Genomic DNA, 20,040 nt, shown 5'->3' with positions numbered 1-20,040 from the left:
AAGTAAAATTTAGTTACGTTAATGCAAATTGATGTTTGACCCATAGTATTTATAAACCATTGGCATTTATAATAAACGCTTTATAACCGTAGAGTATTTGATCATGTACAAGAAGCTAAGCATTTTATTGAGTTTTGGTGTCTTATCATCAGTGTCGATGTTGGCATCTGCACAAAACCTGTATATGAACGATCTAAAGCTCAAGGCAGATCTTGACTGGCTGAATACTCAAGGGGTCGCGCAGATTAGCACCAGTACTTGGCCGCTGACTGCTAATGAGATTAAACGTGCTTTAAATACGGCTAATGCCCAGACGCCAGCGCAGCAGCAGATCCTGCAGTCGGTACAAACACGATTGAATCAAAACCGCGACTCAGTGGTAAAAGGGTCGGCCGCACTGCATATACAAACCGATAGAGATCAGCTACCACAAAAATTTGCTGATGATAAGCTGGCGGGTCAACAAGCAAGCGTTGGCGTGTCGCTTAGCGAAGCGGAGTGGGAATTTAATTTACAAGCCAATTTAAAAAATGACAAACTTATCGATGACAGTTCAGACGTTAGCTTTGAGGGCTCGTACCTTGCTGGTACTGCTGCTAATCAGTGGTTGATAGCGGGTAAAATTCCAACGTGGTGGGGACCTGGGCATGATGGTAGCCTTATTCGAGGCGATGCAAGCTTGCCGGTCGCAGGTTTTACCATGCAGCGTGATCAACAAACTGCGCCGACATCCCCATATTTATCGTGGGTCGGACCTTGGCAGTATCAGCTATTTGCTGGTCAGTTTGAGGATTATGAGGCGATTCCTGATGCTAAGCTGTTTGGTGCAAGGCTGACGGCTAGCCCATGGGAATGGTTAGAAGTCGGTGCTTCACGTACCTTTATGTGGGGCGGTGAAGGTCGTCCACAGAGTTTTGGCTCCTTTACTGACGCTCTTTTAGGAACCAAAGATAATGGTGGTAACGAAAGAGGGGATCCTGCCAATCAGTTGGGTGGTTTTGATGCGCGTTTAAATTTAGCGCCATTGGTGAATGTGCCTGCTGGCGTTTATGCTCAATATATCGGTGAAGATGAAGCAGGCGGCTTGCCAGCGAAAAACATGTATTTAGCCGGTGTTGATTATGCGTCTGCTGCTTACGGCAAACCTTATCAGCTTTATGCTGAGTATACAGATACCCGTACTAGCGGTGAAGTTAGAGGGGTTTCTTATGATCATGGTACTTATAAAGATGGCTATTATCAGCAAGGCTTCCCATTAGGTTATGCGCTAGGCGGTGATGCGGAGAGTATCGCACTTGGTGGTCGTTTATGGCTCGATAACCGTAATTTTATTAACGCAAAATTACAGCATGCTAAGGTGAATCAAGCCGATGAAGCCATTAATCAAGCATTCCCAACGACTGATAAGTTAACTGGTATTGATGTGGCTTGGGAGCATCAATACAACCCCAAAGCACTTATCTCCAGCCGAATTTGGGCAGTAGATTCAGACATCCAGTCGACTGATGTCGGCGTAGGTGTAGGTATTGAGCTACAGACTTATTAAGTTCAAGTTGAATGTATTTAAATAGGAGTCGTTACTGATGTAACCACTCCTATTTTTTTGTCAAAAATCTATCTTATTTTTATCATTCAAAAGAAATTTTCCGGAGGATAAGAACATATAGTCAAAATACCCTAAAAACGCTACGGTATTGCTGATATCAATTTTTTGTAGCCTCTGTCTGCGCAGGCACAGCAAGCAAGAAAAATTGATATCAGCAGCGCGTGATGTATCGATATTACTTTTCACTGACTATATTGTCTAGAAAAATGATTGAGTATCGCCGCTAACCAATCCTACCAATTGCCCTTTCATCAGCTCTAACACCGCCACAAAGCTAACCACTACGCCAGTTCTATATAACGCGCTATCTAACGATCAGCTATTTATCTAATAGCTGATCGTATAACTACTATCAGATAATGGCTCTACGCTATTTTTTATATAACCCTCTTAGCCAATGTAAGTAATAAATAAGTTTTGTTGCTAAATGTTGTTGGATAGTATATAAATATATAAGTGTACGTGAATATTTAAATTCGATTAAGTAAATTTATAATCGTTAATTTTTTGATAAATGTTCACTAGGTTATGACTCGTATTATCACTAAGACGTTTTTTGTTTGTAATGTAGTTATTTAATCAGTTTGTCATAGCCCTACATTATGAAAATTACGGTATCGCTAATAGCTGTTACTGATAGCCACAGTTTACAAGGAATTTACTATGGGCGGATATTCATCTCAATTATCGACGATAGCGTGCTTAGTGCTCTTCACTGTCACATCTGGTTGTAGCAGTATTAATTCTGGACTACAAGCGGGCAACTTACCGCCCAGTGGTGCCTTTGTCGCAGAAAATGGCATTACCTTCAATGTTCAACCATTAGACGTAACAACCTTACCCGCTAAGCAAGTCCCAGTTCTCGACAATGAGCTATATAACTTGGTCAAAGCTTCAAGACCAATAGGTTATCGTATTGAAGCTGGAGACGTAATGAGTATCGTGCTCACTGACTATCCAAATATCAGTGCATCAACATCAAGTATTACTGTCGATCAGCAAGGCTTTATTCAGTTTCCATTGATAGGCCGCCTGAAGGCGAGTGGCATGAGTGTGCCGCAGTTCACTGCAGTATTACAAGGTAGGTTGCAACGCTATCTCAAATACTCAGACCCGCAAGTCAGAGTCATCAACTATCTTGGTAGCAAATTCTTTATCGACGGAGAAGTTACTAAGTCTGGCGAATTTCCTATTACTGATGCACCGGTCACCTTATATGGCGCTTTGTCCATGGCAGGCGGTACTACTACGACAGGCGATTCAAATAATATTGTATTAAATCGCCGAGGTAAAAATTATAACTTAGGGTTGCAGTCATTAAGGCAAATGGGGCTATCTGCCAACCAAATTTATGTACAAGATGGCGATTCCATTCATGTCAATAGTCAAAGCCGTAATAAGGTCTATGTCCTAGGAGAGTTTGGTCGTATCGAACCAGTCGCTATCCCTGAGCAGGGGCTTAGCTTAGCGCACGTACTGGGTGAATCAAGTGGCTTAAATGCGAGTACAGCCAATGCTGCCAAAGTATATATTGTCCGTGATAACTTAAAGTATAACTATACCAATATCTATTATGCCGATATGCAGACTATTACCGGCTTAGCATTGGCAAATCGCTTTGAGATGCAAGCCAATGACATTCTTTACGTGGATCCTACGGGCCTAACTCGTTGGAACCGTGTGATCAGTGCTCTTTTACCATCAACTTCTGCAATCAGGTCAATCTCAGACTTTTAAGCGATAACAGTTATGGCGTTTGATAATATCATCACCAGCATTGAATAATGGACTAAAAAAATAAGCTGACTGACTAACACTAATTGATGAAGACATAGTTATGGATAACAATGTTATGGATAACCATTCAAAAGATTTATCTAGACACAATACGGACAAAGATAATGATCTACTGGGTCTGCTCTTAGTATTACTACGCGGCTGGAAAATCATTGCTCTGTTTGCAATTTTGGGTTTAATAATAGGGGTGTTATATGTTCGCTACGAAAATCCTACCTTTGAATCAGATGCATTGATTCAAATTGATGAAACTTCCCAAAACTTATCAGGTCTAGGGTCGAATATAGCTGAGCTATTGCCACCTGATGATAGTTCAATGCAAGCGCAGATTAAGCTAATAAGATCGCGCATGGTCTTAGAGCCAGTGGTGGATTTGCTTCATTTGAGTATTAGGTTGAATGATCCGGCAGTTAGTAAGATAGATAGAATAAAAAACAACCAAACGAACGTGCAAATGAATACTGCTGATGGCGTGATACTCGAGACAAGTGATGGTCGAGTACAAGTGAGTCAGTTTAATGTGTCAGAAGACTATTTAGATAACCCCTTTACTTTATTAAAAACTAACACAGGATTTGTTTTGAGTAGTGGCAGTGAGCAATTTAAGGGACAGTTGAACAAAGCCCATCGTTTCACAGGTAAGAGCGGCCTCATTGAAATTATGGTCAATGAGCTACCTACTGGTAAACATCCTATCGACATTACCAAGCAATCACTGCAAATCACCACAGACTCTATCAATAGTGCCTTATCAGTAGTGGAAGAAGGCACTAAGACCGGTATTATCGAACTGTCTTTGTCAGGTCTAAATCAAAAGCAAGTCAGCCTGATATTAGAACATATTGTACTGTCTTATAGTGCACAGAACCAAGCACGTAGCTCGGAACAAACTATCAAGACTATTGAGTTTATGAAAAAACAAATTCCGGCCTTAAAACAAAAACTCAAAGAATCAGAAGCGATATTTAATAAATTTCGTGAGAATTCTGGCACCATTGATGTAGCACAAGAAGCGTCAATATTGCTCAGTGAAAATGCTGGACTTGATACACAAATTAGTGAGCTTAAGCTAAAAAGAGCAGATCTAACAACTTACTATACCAATGATCATCCTCTGGTCATTCAGATAAATGAACAACTTAGCGTATTGAATGCTAGAAAGCAGCAAATCGACGATACCATTAGTGCGCTACCAGAAGTACAGAGAGAGTTTTTGACACTCTCTGAGGATGTAAACATCGATAGAGAGATTTATCTCACGATCCTTAAAAACTACGAGCAGCTAAAAATTGTCAAAGCAGGTGAGGTCAGCGCCGCCCGTATCATTGACTTGCCTATCAATACCAATAGAGTCATCACCCCTAAGAAACAATTAATAATGACGTTAGCCACTCTAGCAGGTGCTCTGCTAGGTGCTTTATTAGTATTCATTATGCAGATGCTTAGAAATGTCGTTAAAGACCCTGAACGTATAGAGTCTAAAACAGGATTGCAAGTCATCGCCACAATTCCACGCTCTGCGGTATTATCACGATTAAGTACTAACAAAAAAGCAGCCCCTCGTATGCTGGCCCATGTTGATAATAGTAGCTTGAGTTATGAGGCGATCAAAAGCCTTCGAACCAGACTTATATTGAGTATGCCAACGGTGATTTCAGATAGCCAAAAGGCAAAAGTACTTTTGTTAACTGGGGAAAGCCCGGACGTTGGCAAGTCGTTTATCTCTGCTAACTTAGCAGAAGTCTTTGCTCAGCTGAACAAAAAAGTTTTGATCATAGATGCCGATATGCGTATGGGTGAGCTGCACAAGGTTTTTGGTATGAGTCAATATGATGGCTTGGCAGATTATCTGTTGCTAGACGATAGCAGTTTGCAACTTAATCAACTTAGCAAGAGCGCCGATGCTCAAATAGTTAATGACGTTTCTGATTCTAGTATAGAGAACTTTATTCATCCTAGTGGTATAGAGCATATTGACTTTATGCCACGTGGAAAGCATCCAAGTGATCCTGAATCGCTACTAATCAGCGAAAAGTTTGATGCTTTGTTAACAGAATTAAAGTCTCAGTACGACTATATTATCATCGACTCACCACCATTATTGGCCGCTTCAGATGCAATGGTGTTAGCTCAGTATGCAGACAAAGTACTCATGGTAACCAGATACGATGATTCAATGGAAAAACAGTTAATCTATGCCGTTAAGCAGATGCATGAATCTGATATCCAAGTAGATGGCATCATTCTCAACGATGTAAGGCAAGGTATTATGAGCAAATATAGCTATAATCATCGCTATGCCTATGCCGACAGTCGCTAATATGGTGTTGCTACTGTTACATTTTCAATCAAGCTGGTTCATCAGGTTCTTCAAAAACGGTCAGGTGGTAGAACTCTATGATAAATATAAATAAGCTAAAAATAGCAGTGATTGGTTTGGGGTATGTCGGACTTCCTCTAGCAGTTGAGTTCGGCAAGCAGCATTCAGTGGTAGGTTTTGACATTAATGCTAGCCGCATTGCTGCGCTGATGGCAGGTACAGACCATACCTTGGAGGTTAGTGATGAAGAGCTAGCTGTAGCGATACATTTACGCTATAGCTCAGATATCCAAACGCTCAAAGACTGTAATTTCTTTATTGTAACCGTACCGACACCTATAGATAGCTCAAAGCAACCTGACTTGACGCCACTAATCACGGCCTCAAAGGCAATAGGTTCATTACTAAAGAAAGATGACATTGTGGTCTATGAGTCTACAGTCTATCCTGGCGCGACCGAAGAGGTTTGTGTGCCAGTACTAGAAGAAGTATCTGGGTTAATCCTTAACCAAGGCTTTTATGCAGGCTATAGTCCTGAGCGTATCAATCCGGGTGACAAAGAGCACCGCGTAACTAATATTTTAAAAGTAACGGCTGGATCGACACCTGAAGTTGCTGATTTTATTGATGAAGTTTATAACTTAATCATTACCGCGGGTACGCATAAAGCGCCCAGTATTAGGGTCGCAGAAGCAGCCAAGGTCATCGAGAATACCCAAAGAGATGTCAATATTGCCTTGATCAATGAGCTAGCGGTAATCTTTAATAAAATGGGAATAGATACTGAAGCGGTGCTGAAGGCAGCGGGAACCAAATGGAACTTTTTACCGTTTCGTCCCGGACTTGTCGGTGGTCACTGTATTGGTGTTGATCCTTATTATCTGACTCATAAGGCGCAAGCTATCGGCCATAATCCTGAGATTATATTGGCAGGTCGGCGTTTGAATGACAGTATGGGTGAGTATGTTGTCACACAGTTGGTCAAAACCATGATCAAAAAGCGCATACAAATTGAAGGTGCTAAAGTCTTGGTTTTAGGACTCAGTTTTAAAGAAAACTGCCCAGATGTGCGCAATACTAAAGTGATCGATATTATACATGAGCTACAAAAGTACAACGTCGAGATTGACGTTCATGACCCTTGGATAAATGCTAACGAAGCTAATCGGGAATACAGTATTACTCCTATCTCTCAACCTGTATCAAATCAATATGACGGTATTATTTTAGCGGTCGCTCATGAGCAATTTATCAAGATGGGCATAGAGAAAATAAGAGCGCTAGGTAAAGACAATCATGTTCTCTATGATCTAAAGTATTTGTTTACTAAAGAAGATACTGACATACGTCTTTAAATATCTAGAGCAATCAAAGTAATTTGGGAGACATTTACTATGAAAGTAACCGCTTATCAACAAGTTACAGAAGCATTAGTTAATAAACCAAAGGCTTGGCTCATCACAGGGGTTGCAGGATTTATAGGTTCGAATCTACTTGAGAATCTGTTATTACTGAATCAAAAAGTCGTGGGTTTAGATAATTTTGCCACGGGATTTCAACACAATTTAGATGAAGTTCAATCGGTGGTAACTGCTGAGCAATGGCAACGTTTCAACTTCATGGAAGGTAATATACGCGATTTAGCAGACTGCCAAAGCGCTTGCGCAGATGTTGATTATATTCTCCATCAAGCGGGATTAGGTTCAGTACCACGCTCTATCGCAGATCCTATTAATACTAACGAAACCAACATCTCAGGTTTTTTAAACATGCTGGTCGCCGCTCGCGATGCGAAGGTGGCAAGCTTTACCTATGCCGCTAGTAGCTCGACTTATGGTGATCATCCTGCATTACCAAAGGTTGAAGATGCTATCGGTAAGCCTTTATCACCTTATGCTGTGACCAAGTACGTCAATGAGCTATATGCCGAAGTTTTTGCTCGTACTTATGGCTTTCATACTATTGGCCTGCGTTACTTTAATATCTTTGGTAAGCGCCAGACCCCGGACGGTGCTTATGCGGCGGTGATACCTAAATGGACCGCAGCCATGATCCAAGGCGATGATGTTTATATCAATGGCGATGGTGACACCAGCCGAGATTTTAATTTTATTGAAAACGCGGTACAGGCCAATATCTTGGCAGCAACTGCCGAGGATGATGCCAAAAACCAAGTCTATAATGTCGCTGTCGGTGGTCGTACCACGCTCAACACTTTATTTACAGCACTAAAAGATAACTTAAGCATTAATGGCATAGATTATAGCGAAGCGCCTATTTATCGTGACTTTAGAGAAGGCGATGTGCGCCACAGCCAGGCTGATATTAGTAAGATCCAAAGTGCATTGGGTTATGATCCGCAGTTTGATGTTGTTCAAGGCATAAAAAAAGCGATGCCTTGGTATGTTACTTTTTTACAAAATAGCTTGCATGGTTGATACTAAATAAAATAGAGACGTTACGTTGTGATGCAGGACTAATATAAACATTTCTGGCGTGCTGTGCCTAAGCTGACAGAGGCTGCAAAAAATTGATCCCAGTCCCGCTGTATCTTTTTATATTGAACTTAATATAGTTGAATAAGTTATGTTGAAAGTAATCAAACAGCTCTTTGTTCTGCTGACCGATAAACAGTTAAAACAGTTTTATCTATTGCAAGTGCTGGTTGTTATTATGGCGTTTACAGAGCTATTAGGGATTGCTTCTATAGCCCCTTTTATGGCTTTAGTTGGTGATATTAGTATACTAGAGACTAATGGCATTTTTGCGCAGTTATATAAGATGTCTGGTCTGAATAATCCTATGGACTTTTTATTCTATAGTGGTGTGATCGTTCTAGTCATGTTGGCATTTTCTACTGTCATTTCTATGTTTACAACTTGGAGATTATCAATTTTTGGCGCGCGTATCGGTACTGAGATTGCGGATCGTCTCTATAGCTACTATATGCAGCAAAGCTGGCAGTTTCATGCCAGCGGTAGTAGTGCACAGCTGACTAAGCAGGTATCTACAGAAGCGGCACGCATCAGTAATGACATCATACAACCGTTAATGCAAATGAATTCAAAGCTAGTCTTAGCACTATTTATATCTATCAGTATCGTGATTTATGATCCAGTGATCGCGATACTGGGACTATTCATATTTTCGTTAGCATACTTCGTACTATATAGATTGGTGCGACAAAAATTAGAAAGTAACGGTCAACAGCTGTCTGAAGTTTCGACCCAACGTTTTAGACTCATGAACGAAGGGTTTGGCGGTATTAAAGACGTCTTACTGCTAAACCGTAGCCATGATTTTATCACTCGGTTTCATGATAGTGGTAACGTCTTCGCTCGTGCTCAAGGAACCAATATAGCTATTAGCCAAGTACCACGATACTTTATAGAGCTTATAGCCTTTGGTGCGATGATTTCATTGGTATTGGTACTGATTAAGGTACATTCTGGTAATTTAGGGGAAGTCTTACCAATCTTAGCTGTTTATTCTCTAGCGGCATTTAAGTTGTTGCCAGCTCTACAACAAATATATTCTAGTCTATCTCAGATTAAAGGTAATACTGCTGCGTTTGAAGCAGTCAAAAATGATTTAGAAAGATCATTTGATAGTCAAAAAACTAGCAGTGATACCGTCGTATCCACACCAATTGATTTGAAAAGAAGTATTAAGCTTAGCAATATAGAGTTTACCTATCCTGGTAAAGAGAGACCTGCTGTGGACGGCGTCAATATGAGTATCCCTGTCAATAGTGTGATTGGTCTGGTTGGTTCATCAGGCTCTGGCAAATCAACTTTGATAGATTTATTGCTTGGTTTGCTGACCCCGCAACAGGGCGGTATATATGTCGATGATGTCTGTATCACTGCAGATAATAAACGAGCATGGCAAGATCTATTGGGATTTGTACCACAAAGTATTTTTCTGAGTGAAGGAAGCATTGCTGAAAATATTGCCTTTGGTATTCCGGCAAAAGACATCAGCCTAAAAAAAGTTAATAAAGCGTTAAAGTTAGCCAATCTGACAGAATTGGTTGAGCAACTACCAGACGGTGTCAATACCAGAGTAGGTGAGCGCGGCGTACAGCTCTCAGGTGGTCAGCGGCAACGTATTGGCATTGCGCGTGCGCTCTATCACCAAGCCGAAGTATTAGTATTCGATGAAGCGACCAGTGCATTAGATGGTATTACTGAAAAGATAGTCATGGATGCCATCCATGAGTTCAGTGGTAAAAAAACCATTATTATGATTGCACATCGACTAAAGACAGTAGAGAAGTGTGATCTTATCTACTTTATGGAACACGGCAAAATAATTGATTATGGGACCTATCAGGAACTTGTGGTACGCAATGTCAAGTTCAAAGAAATGGCTAAATACGCTTAGCATTACTGACGGGAGCTCTGATATGTACTTAATTTTGAATATAGCCAAACCTAGAAAAAATTAAGGAGAAGTTATATGAAAAAAATATATATAACTACCCATTACTTAAAGCATGGTGGAATAGAGAGAATGGTTTGTAATTTATCTAATTTGTTTATTGAAATGAATTATGATGTAGAAATATTATGTACTTATTATGATGGAGAGCCTGTTTATCACTTGAATGATAAAGTGAAAATTACGTACTTAACCTATAAACTACCCAAAAAAACCACTTCTTTAAAAAAAAATTTAAAAGAACTTAAATTTATAAGAGTTATAAATGATTCTTTCGTTAGGTTTTCTCAATATTATTTGCATAACAAAGTAGTTGCAGAGTCCATTAATAATATTGAAAAAAGTATTATTATTTCTACTAGGAACGAACATACTAAGTTGATTAATAAATATTCAAACGGTAGCAATAAGCTCATTGCGCAGTTACATTGTGATTATAGTCAGTATAAAGGGTATTTGAAGGATATAAAGTATAGATATAATAATATAGATTATTTATTATTACTTACGGAAGAATTGAAAAACGAAGTAGAGCCTGAATTAAATAAATTAAATAAAAAAACAAAATGCTTAACTGTGCCTAATTTTATAAAAGATAAAAAAGATAAAAAAGATAAAAAAGATATTAAAAGGAAGAGGCAGATTATATCTGTAGGAAGATTGTCAGTAGAAAAAGGGTTCGATAGATTGTTACTTATATGGGAGGAGTTTTTAGCTAATAATAAAAATTACATACTTAAAATAGTGGGAGATGGAGAAGAAAAAGAAAACCTGATACAACTAGCAAAATCTTTAAATATTAGTGATTCTATAATTTTTACAGGATTTCTTTCTAATGATGAGACGGTTAAAGAAATACGTAAATCTAAAATATATGTTATGACCTCCTTACAGGAAGCCTTTCCAATGGTACTTCTAGAATCTATATCGCAAGGTATACCCATCGTTGCTTATGATGTAAGGGTCGGGCCAAGATCTATTATTAAAGATGGGTATAATGGTTTTTTAGTTAAGGAAAACGATATAAAAACTTTCATTGAAAAGTTAAGTTTTTTGTTAGAAAAAAATGATTTCTATAATAATATGAGCAAGAATGCTATTACTTCTTCAAAATTATATTCTGAAGAAGTAATAAAAGTCCTATGGTTTGAAATATTAAATTAACTTACTGTACAAGCGCGCTTAACATAACCTGTGCTAATTCTTTTAGTTCTATTTCTTAAGCACCTCATATTTTTCTAATAAAAACCGCCTAATAAATAGAAATATTCGTCTTGCCTTACATTTGCTATGGTCATTCTACAATAAAATTAGTATAGTCAGTTCTTTGTAAATAAGATACAATCATTTTAAAAAAATGGAAATAGCAGAAGAATACATGACTTATTCAGAAAGCTTTTAATCACTTGAGCACGAAAGTCTGCTGAATAAGTTATAATCTTTTTACTTTCCGCTTATTTTAAAACTACTGCACTACTTTTATAAAGGTTTAACTATATCACAAGATATATATTCGTAATATAGGATGCATTCATTTACAAAAAAACTACGGCACAGCATAATCATAGTAAGTGAGTTTTTATGAGTTGAAGCTCCAGTACTTCACCCAAGCGGTTACAAGCTTAGATAAAGTAAGGGAGATTCTCGTTTAGCCTAAAGGAGAACGAAGTAATGGAAGATATTGGTATAACAATGCACAAGCTTTGTGAAAAGCTTTTTCCAATATGTCGTAGCATAACTGGTGCAGGCTTTCGAGAATCCTTAAAGATACTAAAAAATGATATGCAATTGAGTGATTTGAATGTGTTTGAGGTTGCAACTGGTACCAAATGCTTTGATTGGGAAGTCCCAAAAGAGTGGAGTATTAGAGACGCCTATATCATTACTCCTGATGGCAAAAAGATATGTAATTTTCAAGTTTCTAACCTTCATGTGGTTGGCTACTCTATACCTATAGATCAAGAGGTATCGCTTGAAGAATTGCAGGAGCACCTGTATTCATTACCAGAGCAACCGAATGCAATACCTTATATAACCTCATACTATCAAGAAAGATGGGGTTTTTGTATCACTCAACAAGAGAGGGACACGCTTAAACCAGGTACTTATAAAGTATATATAGACAGTGATTTACGGGAAGGAAGCTTAACCTATGGTGAGTTGATCATTCCAGGGGAAACAGAAGAGGAGGTCTTTTTATCAACTTATTTGTGTCATCCCTCAATGGCAAACAATGAGCTATCAGGACCAGTGGTAACGGTATTTTTGGCAAAGTGGCTTTTAAGCTTGCCATTTAGAAAATATACTTATCGTATTATTATCATCCCTGAAACTATTGGCTCAATAACCTATCTCAGTTATCATCATGAAGCGATGAAACAAAACATTATTGCTGGCTTTAATATTACCTGTGTAGGCGATGATAGGGCTTACTCATATTTGCCTTCCAAAACCGGTGACACGTTAGCAGACCAAGTGGCAAAACATGTTTTAACCCATACACATCCAGAGTTTGTCAGTTACTCTTTCTTAGACAGAGGAAGTGATGAAAGACAGTACTGTAGCAAGGGTATAGATCTGCCTGTATGTTCAATTATGAGGACAAAGTATGGATGCTATCCAGAGTATCACACCTCTTTAGATGACTTGGAGCTGGTCACTGCTACTGGGCTGCTTGGTAGTTATGAAGTGCTAAAAAAATCGATTGAATGTCTTGAAGCTAATGAAGTACTTGCAACAAACTTTTTATGCGAACCACAACTTGGCAAGAGAGGTTTACATCCCACAATCGGTACCAAAGACAGTAGCTTAGTTGTCAAAAATATGATGGATTTTCTGGCTTACTGTGATGGAGTAAGCACAAATCTAGAAATAGCAGAAAAAATAAACGCCCCATTATGGGCGTTGCAAGATACTATAAATAAGCTGAAAGCGGAGGATTTATTGATAAGTGTTAACTTGGTATCAGATCATAACGATAGTTATGAATATTCAAAATTGCTAGTTTAACTTTTATATTAATGACTAATCTGCTTACTTTTCCACATCGCACACTGTGACCTATATTTTTTAAATTGTTTTTTAAATTGTTTTGACTGTAGGTAACTGTAATTTCTTCTAATCAATAAAGAGCTTTGGTTTAAATGTATGAATAATCATATGTTTAGGCCAGAGCTCTTTTTTTTGATGATTAATTTTTGTCATTTATATTAGGTTTAATCTATTTTTACTGGTTATATATTTAAATATTGATATTAATAAATATATATATGCTTTATTTTGCATATTGATGTGTGTTATAGTTTTGTTAAGTTTATTACAGAATAAATAATAGAATAATATTTGGTAGTCTTGCAACTGGTAGAGGGATTTTACATGTTGACTAATAGCACTATTCTAATCACCGGCGGTACAGGTTCATTTGGCAATACCTTCTTGCCAATGACCTTAGAGAAATATAACCCTAAAAAAATTATCATCTTTTCACGTGATGAGATGAAGCAGTGGGATATGGCGAAAAAATTCGTCGGTGATGATAGAGTGCGCTTCTTCATCGGCAATGTCCGTGATAAAGAGCGCTTATATCGTGCATTAGACGGCGTTGATTATGTTGTCCATGCTGCCGCTACCAAAATTGTGCCTACCGCTGAATACAATCCCTTTGAATGTGTAAAAACCAATATCAATGGTGCAATGAACTTAATTGATGCCTGTATTGATAAAGGGGTTAAAGGTGTGGTTGCGCTATCTACTGATAAAGCCAGTAGCCCGATCAATCTTTATGGTGCTACTAAACTTGCATCCGATAAATTGTTCGTAGCGGGTAACGCTTATTCTGGAGAGCATGGCACTAAGTTTTCAGTGGTACGTTATGGTAATGTCATGGGTTCGCGTGGGTCAGTGATTCCTTTTTTCATGTCTATTAAAGATAAAGGTGTGCTACCGATTACAGATGACCGTATGACCCGCTTTATGATTTCATTAGAAGATGGCGTTAAGTTAGTTTGGCATGCATTCGAAGATATGATTGGTGGCGAGATTTACGTGAAAAAAATACCTTCCATGAAGATGGTAGATTTAGCTCGAGTAGTTGCACCAGAAGCCAAGCAAGAGATTATAGGCATTCGTCCCGGTGAGAAACTGCATGAACAAATGATCAGTAGCGAAGACGCTTCCTATACCTATGAGTATCCTGAGCATTTCAAAATTTTACCGCTGATACATAACTGGGCAGCATGTCCAAAACGAATCAAAGATGGCAAAAAAGTACCTCAAGGTTTCGTGTATGCCAGTGACAGCAATTCAGAGTGGATGTCTGACGACGATCTACAAGATTGGCTAGAGATAAACTGCGAAAAAATAGGGAGTATATAAATGATTCCCTATGCTCGCCAAGACATCGATCAGCAAGATATTAATGCGGTTGTTGAGGTCCTTAAATCAGATTTTTTGACTCAGGGCCCTCAAGTCCCTGCATTTGAACAGGCCATTATAGATGCGTGTGATGCCAAGTATGCTATTGCTGTTAATAGTGCGACATCGGCATTACATATCGCTTGTTTGGCTTTAGGGTTAGGTAATGACGATTGGCTTTGGACAACACCAAATACTTTTGTCGCCTCAGCAAATTGTGCTCTGTATTGCGGTGCCAAAGTTGATTTTGTTGATATTGATCCTCGCACTCATAATCTTTGCGCGAAACAATTAGAGAAAAAGCTTATTGCAGCGCAAAAGGTAGGAAAGCTACCCAAAATAGTGATTCCTGTGCATTTCAGTGGTCAATCATGTGATATGCAAGCGATCCATAAGTTGGCTAAAAAATACGGTTTTAGCATCATTGAAGATGCCTCACATGCGATTGGCGGTAAATATCAAGATGCAGCCATCGGTAATAGCCGCTATAGCGATATCACTATATTTAGTTTTCATCCGGTCAAGATAGTCACCAGTGCTGAAGGTGGCGCTGCCGTGACCAATAGGGCAGATCTAGCAGAAAAAATATTGCTACTGCGTAGTCATGGTATTACCCGTGATGAAAAGTTGATGACGCAAGATATGGATGGCCCTTGGTATTATCAGCAGATTGAACTTGGCTATAATTATCGAATGACAGAGTTGCAAGCCGCTCTTGGGCTATCACAAATGCAACGGTTAGAAACGTTTGTTATCAAGCGTCACGAGCTAGCGTCTCGCTATGACAATCTACTTCATGATCTACCAATTACCTTACCGTGGCAACACCCCGACAGTTATTCAGCTAGGCATTTATACGTCATTCGTCTGCAATTAGAACAAATTAACATCACCCATCTTGATGTATTTAACGCGCTGCGCGCGGCAGGAATTCAAGCTAATCTGCATTATATCCCTGTACATATGCAGCCCTATTATAAAAAGATGGGGTTTGCGTCTGGTCAATTCCCTGAAGCGGAAAAGTATTATAAAGAAGCAATCAGTATCCCCCTGTTTTCAGCGATGACTGAAGGGCAACAGGACACTGTATGCTCGACGCTGAAAACCATATTGAGTAAAGAATCATGAATATCCTAGCGCACAGTCACAAGCTTGCGCTAGGAACGGCGCAATTCGGACTGAAATATGGTCTAGCTAATGCTGCAAACAAAGTACCACGTGACATGGTTGAGGAGTTACTTAAAGTAGCCAGCGCATTTAACATAACGATGCTCGATACCGCCATTGCTTATGGTGACAGTGAACAAGTCTTAGGTTTGTATAACCTTGCAAAGTTTGAGATAGTAAGTAAGTTACCGGCAGTGCCATCCAATTGTCTAAACGTAGAAGAGTGGGTGTTAGAACAAACAATGTCTTCATTAAAGCGTTTAAAAACGGACAAATTGAACGACTTGTTATTACATAGACCAGCCCAGTTGCTAGGGACAAACGGAGAGAAAATATATAAGTCGATATTAAAACTCAAAGAGCAGGGCATGGTGGACCAGATTGGCGTTTCTGTTTATGGTCCTGATGAATTATCCGAGCTTATTAAGAGGTTTGATTTTGATGTTATTCAAGCACCTATGAATATATTTGATCGGCGCATGCAGCATACAGGGATGCTTAAACATTTGAAGAAAAAAGGTGTAACTATCCATATTAGATCAGCATTTTTGCAAGGTCTTTTATTGATGCCAAGTGAAAAGATTCCAGTATATTTTGCGCCATGGGCACCATTAATTAAACAGTACCATCAGTGGTTAAATCAACAAAGCCTCTCTCCTTTGCAGGCCTGCTTAAGCTATCTTAACCAACATAGTGAGATCGATAAAATTATAGTCGGAGTAGATGATATTTGGCAGCTGAAACAAATAATTGCTGCAATTGATACTCCCATCACTGACATTCCTGACTTCTTACAATCTACAGATGAAGGTTTACTTAATCCGTCGAGGTGGCAGCGATGACATTAAAATTGGGAGTCGTCGGCTCATCTGAAGGTAATGGGCATCCTTATTCTTGGAGCGCCATCTTTAATGGTTATGATTCGGTGGAAATGAAAAAATGTGGCTATCCTGTCATACCACGTTATTTAGAGCAGCAACAATGGCCTGCGAGTCAAATCAAAGAGGCAAGAGTTACTGCTATTTGGACGCAAGATATCGCACTTTCTCGGCACATTGCCAAAGCTGCAAAAATCGAGCACGTTGTGACTTGTTATACAGATATGATTGGGCAAGTAGATGCCGTTCTGTTGGCGCGTGATGATGCCTATCATCATTTGCAGTATGCCGAACCATTCTTACGTCAAGGCATCCCTATTTATATAGACAAACCCATTGCACTATCCATTAATGATTTAGATAGGTTATATGCATTAGAACAATATTCAGGTCAGATTTTTACCTGTTCAGCGCTCAGGTATAGCAAGCAATTGACATTGAGTGAAGTAGATAAGCAAAAAATGGGCAGCATTAAACAGATCACCGCGTTTACCCCTAAATCATGGTCTAAATATGCCGTTCATATTATTGAGCCTGTGCTAAACATGCTCTCTGAGGGTGACGAGATAGTCGAAATGACTGCTCCTGCTTCTGATAGCAGTGATGGCTCGGGTAGCCTAATGGTTCGCTGGGAAAGTGGTATACAGACCAATTTTTTTGCGCTTGGTAATGGACAGTCTCCAATCTCGATTAGAGTATTTGGTACGGATAGTTGGATGGACTTTACATTTACAGATTCGTTCTCAGCTTTTAAAACTGCTTTGCAAGCTTTTATATTCGGCATACAAGAAAAAAAGGTAATGTCAGACAAAGCGTTTAATACAAGGGTCGTTCAGTTGCTTGAAAGAGGTTGCCAATGATAGAGACAATCTTGATTACTGGTGGTACAGGTAAATTCGGCAGGCAATTTGTCAAGCACTTTGCAACTAAGGGCTGGCAGGTGTTATTTACGACGACCTCTCAAGATAATGCCGATAGTTTAATAAAAGAGATAGTTGGCGACTGTTGTTTGATGCCACTAATAGTTGATTTTACTAAGCCGCAAGCAGTACAGGACATCATTAACCGCATTCAAGGTTCTGGCTATACCATTAATCACTTGGTAAACAATGCGCGTAGTTTGGATTTTTTGCAGACAGACTCATTAGGTCAGACAAGCCGTGAAGATTTTTTAGCAGAGTATTTGATGGACGTCATCGTGCCTTATGAGCTATCAATGGGGCTGTTCAATACTCAGCCAAACGAGCTAAGGACAATCACTAATATAGGCTCTCAGTACGGTGTCGTCGCTGCCAACCCTGCTTTATATGAGGATTATCCAAAACAGTCGCCGATTCAATACAGTGTTGCCAAAGCAGCATTGATACATCTAACAAAGGAATTGGCTGTACGTTTTTCTGATTTCGATATAAGGGTTAATTGTATTGCCTATGGCGGTGTCAGCGGTCGCGTCGATGATAGCTTTGAAGCCAGATATGCAAAGCTTACGCCAAGTGGTCGTATGCTATCCGAGTCAGATCTCATAGGGCCTCTAGATTTTTTAGTTTCAGAAAACTGTAAAGCAATCAATGGTCAAACCATTCAGGCTGATGGCGGGTGGACATTATGGTAAAGCGTAGAATTGCCATTATTCCTGCTCGCGGCGGTTCGAAGCGAATCCCGAAAAAAAACATAACCGATTTTAATGGTCTGCCGATGATTGCATGGACGATTAAAGCGGCGGAAGAATCTAAATTGTTTGATCGAATCTTGGTGTCTACCGACGATCCAGAGATGGCAGAAATATCGAAACAATTTGGTGCGGAAGTACCTTTTCTACGTACTGATTGCGCTGATGATTATTCCACAGCAAGCGCAGCAACCATATGTGCTTTGCAACAGGCTATGGACTATTGGCAAGAAGAGTACAACGTGGTGGTTCAGTTGATGGCTAACTGTCCATTGCGTACCAGTGAAGACATAAAAACATTGGTGTCGGTATTTGAAACGGAGCAGCGTACCGCTCAGATCAGTTGTTTTGAATATGGGTGGATGAATCCGTGGTGGGCGGCGACTATTGATGAGGTAGGCAGACCCAAGCAGATTTTTTCTGACACTCTGACTCAACGTTCTCAAGATTTACCCAAGCTCTATTGTCCAACGGGTGCTATTTGGATATCTACAGTGAAAGCACTGGTAACCCATAAAACGTTCTACTCACCAGATCACACATTTGAGCCTATATCATTAAAAAGCGCCATGGATATAGACAGCTATGAGGATTTAAAGATTGCAAATGCATTATTACTAGTCAGTGATTACTCGCCATGAAAGCAAAAGAGTACAAGATTGTCTTTCGTTGTGATGCTTCTATTCAGATAGGATCTGGTCACGTCATGCGCTGCTTGACTTTAGCTGATGAGCTATCTAGGCAAGGAGCTGAGAGTTTTTTTATATGCCGTCAGCATGATGGGAATTTAATCGAGGTTTTACGGCAGCGTGGTTATCAAGTGTATACGCTTCCTTTAGAGCATGGCTTAGTTATTGAGTCAGAAAGTAAGGCTACACTTGCTCACGCTGATTGGCTGGCTAGTACACAACACAGAGATGCGGAGTTAAGTATCTCGATAGTAAAGGCGATACAACCTGATTGGTTGATTGTTGATCACTATGCACTAGATGAGAGTTGGGAAAAAAGACTGAAGCCTTATTGCAAAAAGCTAATGGTTATCGATGATTTGGCAGATCGAAAGCATGATTGCGACGTCTTACTTGACCAAAACTTTGGGCGTGATCCGCAAGACTATGCCGCCTATGTTAATGAAGATTGTGAATTACTCTGTGGATCTAACTATGCATTACTCAGACCTGAATTTGCAGAATGGCGAAGCTATAGCTTAGAGCGGCGTCAGCATAATAAATTGGCAAGTATTTTGATTAATTTAGGTGGGGTTGATAAGGATAATATTACAACCAAAATCCTGAAAGGACTGCAAACGAAATCTTTACCTGATCACTGTTCAATGAACATCGTTATGGGTTCGACATCACCATGGATTGAAGCAGTAAAACAACAAGCCGCAATAATGTCGTGGCGTACGGTAGTAAAGGCAGGGGTAGATAATATGGCTGAGCTCATGGCCAATAGTGATTTGGCTATCGGCGCTGCAGGGTCAACCTCATGGGAGAGATGCTGCTTGGGACTGCCAACTATTATGTTGGTTTTGGCAGATAACCAACGGGATATTGCTAACGTATTAGAAGATGTAGGAGCCGCACTGACCTTTAATATAAATAAGCTGGAAGCTGAGCCATTAGCACTTGGACAATGTATCGCTTCAATCGTACCTAAAATGAGAGCAATGAGTAGGGTAGCTAGTGCGGTTACTGATGGGCTAGGAGTAACACGGCTATCTAAAGTTTTACTCCGATAGCTC

Annotated in this window: 15 protein-coding genes; all 15 read left to right on the top strand. The window is 39.5% G+C overall.

Going from position 1 to position 20,040, the window contains the following annotated elements:
• Positions 1–103: 103 nt before the first annotated feature.
• Positions 104–1,546 (top strand): capsule assembly Wzi family protein, encoded by a 1,443-nt coding sequence (locus B3Q63_RS10420; protein WP_296176368.1) that lies wholly within the window; start codon positions 104–106, stop codon positions 1,544–1,546.
• A 723-nt stretch (positions 1,547–2,269) separates the two neighbouring features.
• Positions 2,270–3,343, top strand: a complete 1,074-nt coding sequence (locus tag B3Q63_RS10415; protein ID WP_296176365.1) for a polysaccharide biosynthesis/export family protein — start codon at positions 2,270–2,272, stop codon at positions 3,341–3,343.
• 100 nt (positions 3,344–3,443) lie between these two features.
• Positions 3,444–5,723, top strand: a complete 2,280-nt coding sequence (locus B3Q63_RS10410) for a polysaccharide biosynthesis tyrosine autokinase (RefSeq protein ID WP_296176362.1) — start codon at positions 3,444–3,446, stop codon at positions 5,721–5,723.
• A 77-nt stretch (positions 5,724–5,800) separates the two neighbouring features.
• Positions 5,801–7,078, top strand: a complete 1,278-nt coding sequence (tviB, locus tag B3Q63_RS10405; RefSeq protein WP_296176360.1) for a Vi polysaccharide biosynthesis UDP-N-acetylglucosamine C-6 dehydrogenase TviB — start codon at positions 5,801–5,803, stop codon at positions 7,076–7,078.
• A 39-nt stretch (positions 7,079–7,117) separates the two neighbouring features.
• Complete coding sequence (locus B3Q63_RS10400) at positions 7,118–8,161, top strand: NAD-dependent epimerase/dehydratase family protein (protein WP_296176358.1); 1,044 nt, start codon at positions 7,118–7,120, stop codon at positions 8,159–8,161.
• A 148-nt stretch (positions 8,162–8,309) separates the two neighbouring features.
• Entirely contained in the window at positions 8,310–10,109 is a 1,800-nt protein-coding gene (locus B3Q63_RS10395; protein WP_296176355.1) for an ABC transporter ATP-binding protein, read from the top strand.
• Between the two features lie 75 nt (positions 10,110–10,184).
• Complete coding sequence (locus B3Q63_RS10390) at positions 10,185–11,330, top strand: glycosyltransferase (RefSeq protein WP_296176352.1); 1,146 nt, start codon at positions 10,185–10,187, stop codon at positions 11,328–11,330.
• Between the two features lie 507 nt (positions 11,331–11,837).
• Complete coding sequence (locus B3Q63_RS10385) at positions 11,838–13,175, top strand: DUF4910 domain-containing protein (RefSeq protein ID WP_296176350.1); 1,338 nt, start codon at positions 11,838–11,840, stop codon at positions 13,173–13,175.
• Positions 13,176–13,541: 366 nt separating this feature from the next.
• Positions 13,542–14,540, top strand: a complete 999-nt coding sequence (gene pseB / locus B3Q63_RS10380) for a UDP-N-acetylglucosamine 4,6-dehydratase (inverting) (protein WP_296176347.1) — start codon at positions 13,542–13,544, stop codon at positions 14,538–14,540.
• Positions 14,541–15,707 (top strand): UDP-4-amino-4,6-dideoxy-N-acetyl-beta-L-altrosamine transaminase, encoded by a 1,167-nt coding sequence (gene pseC, locus B3Q63_RS10375; protein ID WP_296176346.1) that lies wholly within the window; start codon positions 14,541–14,543, stop codon positions 15,705–15,707.
• Positions 15,704–16,588: an aldo/keto reductase gene (locus B3Q63_RS10370; protein ID WP_296176344.1), complete on the top strand. Its 885-nt coding sequence runs from the start codon at positions 15,704–15,706 to the stop codon at positions 16,586–16,588. The genes pseC and B3Q63_RS10370 overlap by 4 nt, the downstream gene beginning before the upstream one ends.
• A complete protein-coding gene (locus B3Q63_RS10365) occupies positions 16,585–17,484 on the top strand; it encodes a Gfo/Idh/MocA family oxidoreductase (protein ID WP_296176342.1) in 900 nt (299 codons plus the stop codon). Before B3Q63_RS10370 ends, B3Q63_RS10365 begins: the two co-directional genes overlap by 4 nt.
• Positions 17,481–18,236 (top strand): SDR family oxidoreductase, encoded by a 756-nt coding sequence (locus tag B3Q63_RS10360; RefSeq protein WP_296176340.1) that lies wholly within the window; start codon positions 17,481–17,483, stop codon positions 18,234–18,236. Before B3Q63_RS10365 ends, B3Q63_RS10360 begins: the two co-directional genes overlap by 4 nt.
• Positions 18,230–18,934, top strand: coding sequence for a cytidylyltransferase domain-containing protein (locus B3Q63_RS10355; RefSeq protein ID WP_296176337.1), 705 nt, complete (start codon positions 18,230–18,232; stop codon positions 18,932–18,934). The genes B3Q63_RS10360 and B3Q63_RS10355 overlap by 7 nt, the downstream gene beginning before the upstream one ends.
• Positions 18,931–20,037, top strand: a complete 1,107-nt coding sequence (pseG, locus tag B3Q63_RS10350; protein ID WP_296176336.1) for a UDP-2,4-diacetamido-2,4,6-trideoxy-beta-L-altropyranose hydrolase — start codon at positions 18,931–18,933, stop codon at positions 20,035–20,037. The genes B3Q63_RS10355 and pseG overlap by 4 nt, the downstream gene beginning before the upstream one ends.
• Positions 20,038–20,040: the final 3 nt, after the last annotated feature.

The organism is Psychrobacter sp. UBA2769, from assembly GCF_002352555.1.
Lineage (GTDB): Bacteria > Pseudomonadota > Gammaproteobacteria > Pseudomonadales > Moraxellaceae > Psychrobacter > Psychrobacter maritimus.
This window is presented reverse-complemented; position numbering and strand designations above follow the sequence as displayed.

Bases quoted from the DNA above. Each gene is read 5' to 3' on its own strand.
- B3Q63_RS10420 (WP_296176368.1), top strand. From the start codon at position 104: ATGTACAAGAAGCTAAGCATTTTATTGAGTTTTGGTGTCTTATCATCA.
- B3Q63_RS10415 (WP_296176365.1), top strand. From the start codon at position 2,270: ATGGGCGGATATTCATCTCAATTATCGACGATAGCGTGCTTAGTGCTC.
- B3Q63_RS10410 (WP_296176362.1), top strand. From the start codon at position 3,444: ATGGATAACAATGTTATGGATAACCATTCAAAAGATTTATCTAGACAC.
- tviB (WP_296176360.1), top strand. From the start codon at position 5,801: ATGATAAATATAAATAAGCTAAAAATAGCAGTGATTGGTTTGGGGTAT.
- B3Q63_RS10400 (WP_296176358.1), top strand. From the start codon at position 7,118: ATGAAAGTAACCGCTTATCAACAAGTTACAGAAGCATTAGTTAATAAA.
- B3Q63_RS10395 (WP_296176355.1), top strand. From the start codon at position 8,310: ATGTTGAAAGTAATCAAACAGCTCTTTGTTCTGCTGACCGATAAACAG.
- B3Q63_RS10390 (WP_296176352.1), top strand. From the start codon at position 10,185: ATGAAAAAAATATATATAACTACCCATTACTTAAAGCATGGTGGAATA.
- B3Q63_RS10385 (WP_296176350.1), top strand. From the start codon at position 11,838: ATGGAAGATATTGGTATAACAATGCACAAGCTTTGTGAAAAGCTTTTT.
- pseB (WP_296176347.1), top strand. From the start codon at position 13,542: ATGTTGACTAATAGCACTATTCTAATCACCGGCGGTACAGGTTCATTT.
- pseC (WP_296176346.1), top strand. From the start codon at position 14,541: ATGATTCCCTATGCTCGCCAAGACATCGATCAGCAAGATATTAATGCG.
- B3Q63_RS10370 (WP_296176344.1), top strand. From the start codon at position 15,704: ATGAATATCCTAGCGCACAGTCACAAGCTTGCGCTAGGAACGGCGCAA.
- B3Q63_RS10365 (WP_296176342.1), top strand. From the start codon at position 16,585: ATGACATTAAAATTGGGAGTCGTCGGCTCATCTGAAGGTAATGGGCAT.
- B3Q63_RS10360 (WP_296176340.1), top strand. From the start codon at position 17,481: ATGATAGAGACAATCTTGATTACTGGTGGTACAGGTAAATTCGGCAGG.
- B3Q63_RS10355 (WP_296176337.1), top strand. From the start codon at position 18,230: ATGGTAAAGCGTAGAATTGCCATTATTCCTGCTCGCGGCGGTTCGAAG.
- pseG (WP_296176336.1), top strand. From the start codon at position 18,931: ATGAAAGCAAAAGAGTACAAGATTGTCTTTCGTTGTGATGCTTCTATT.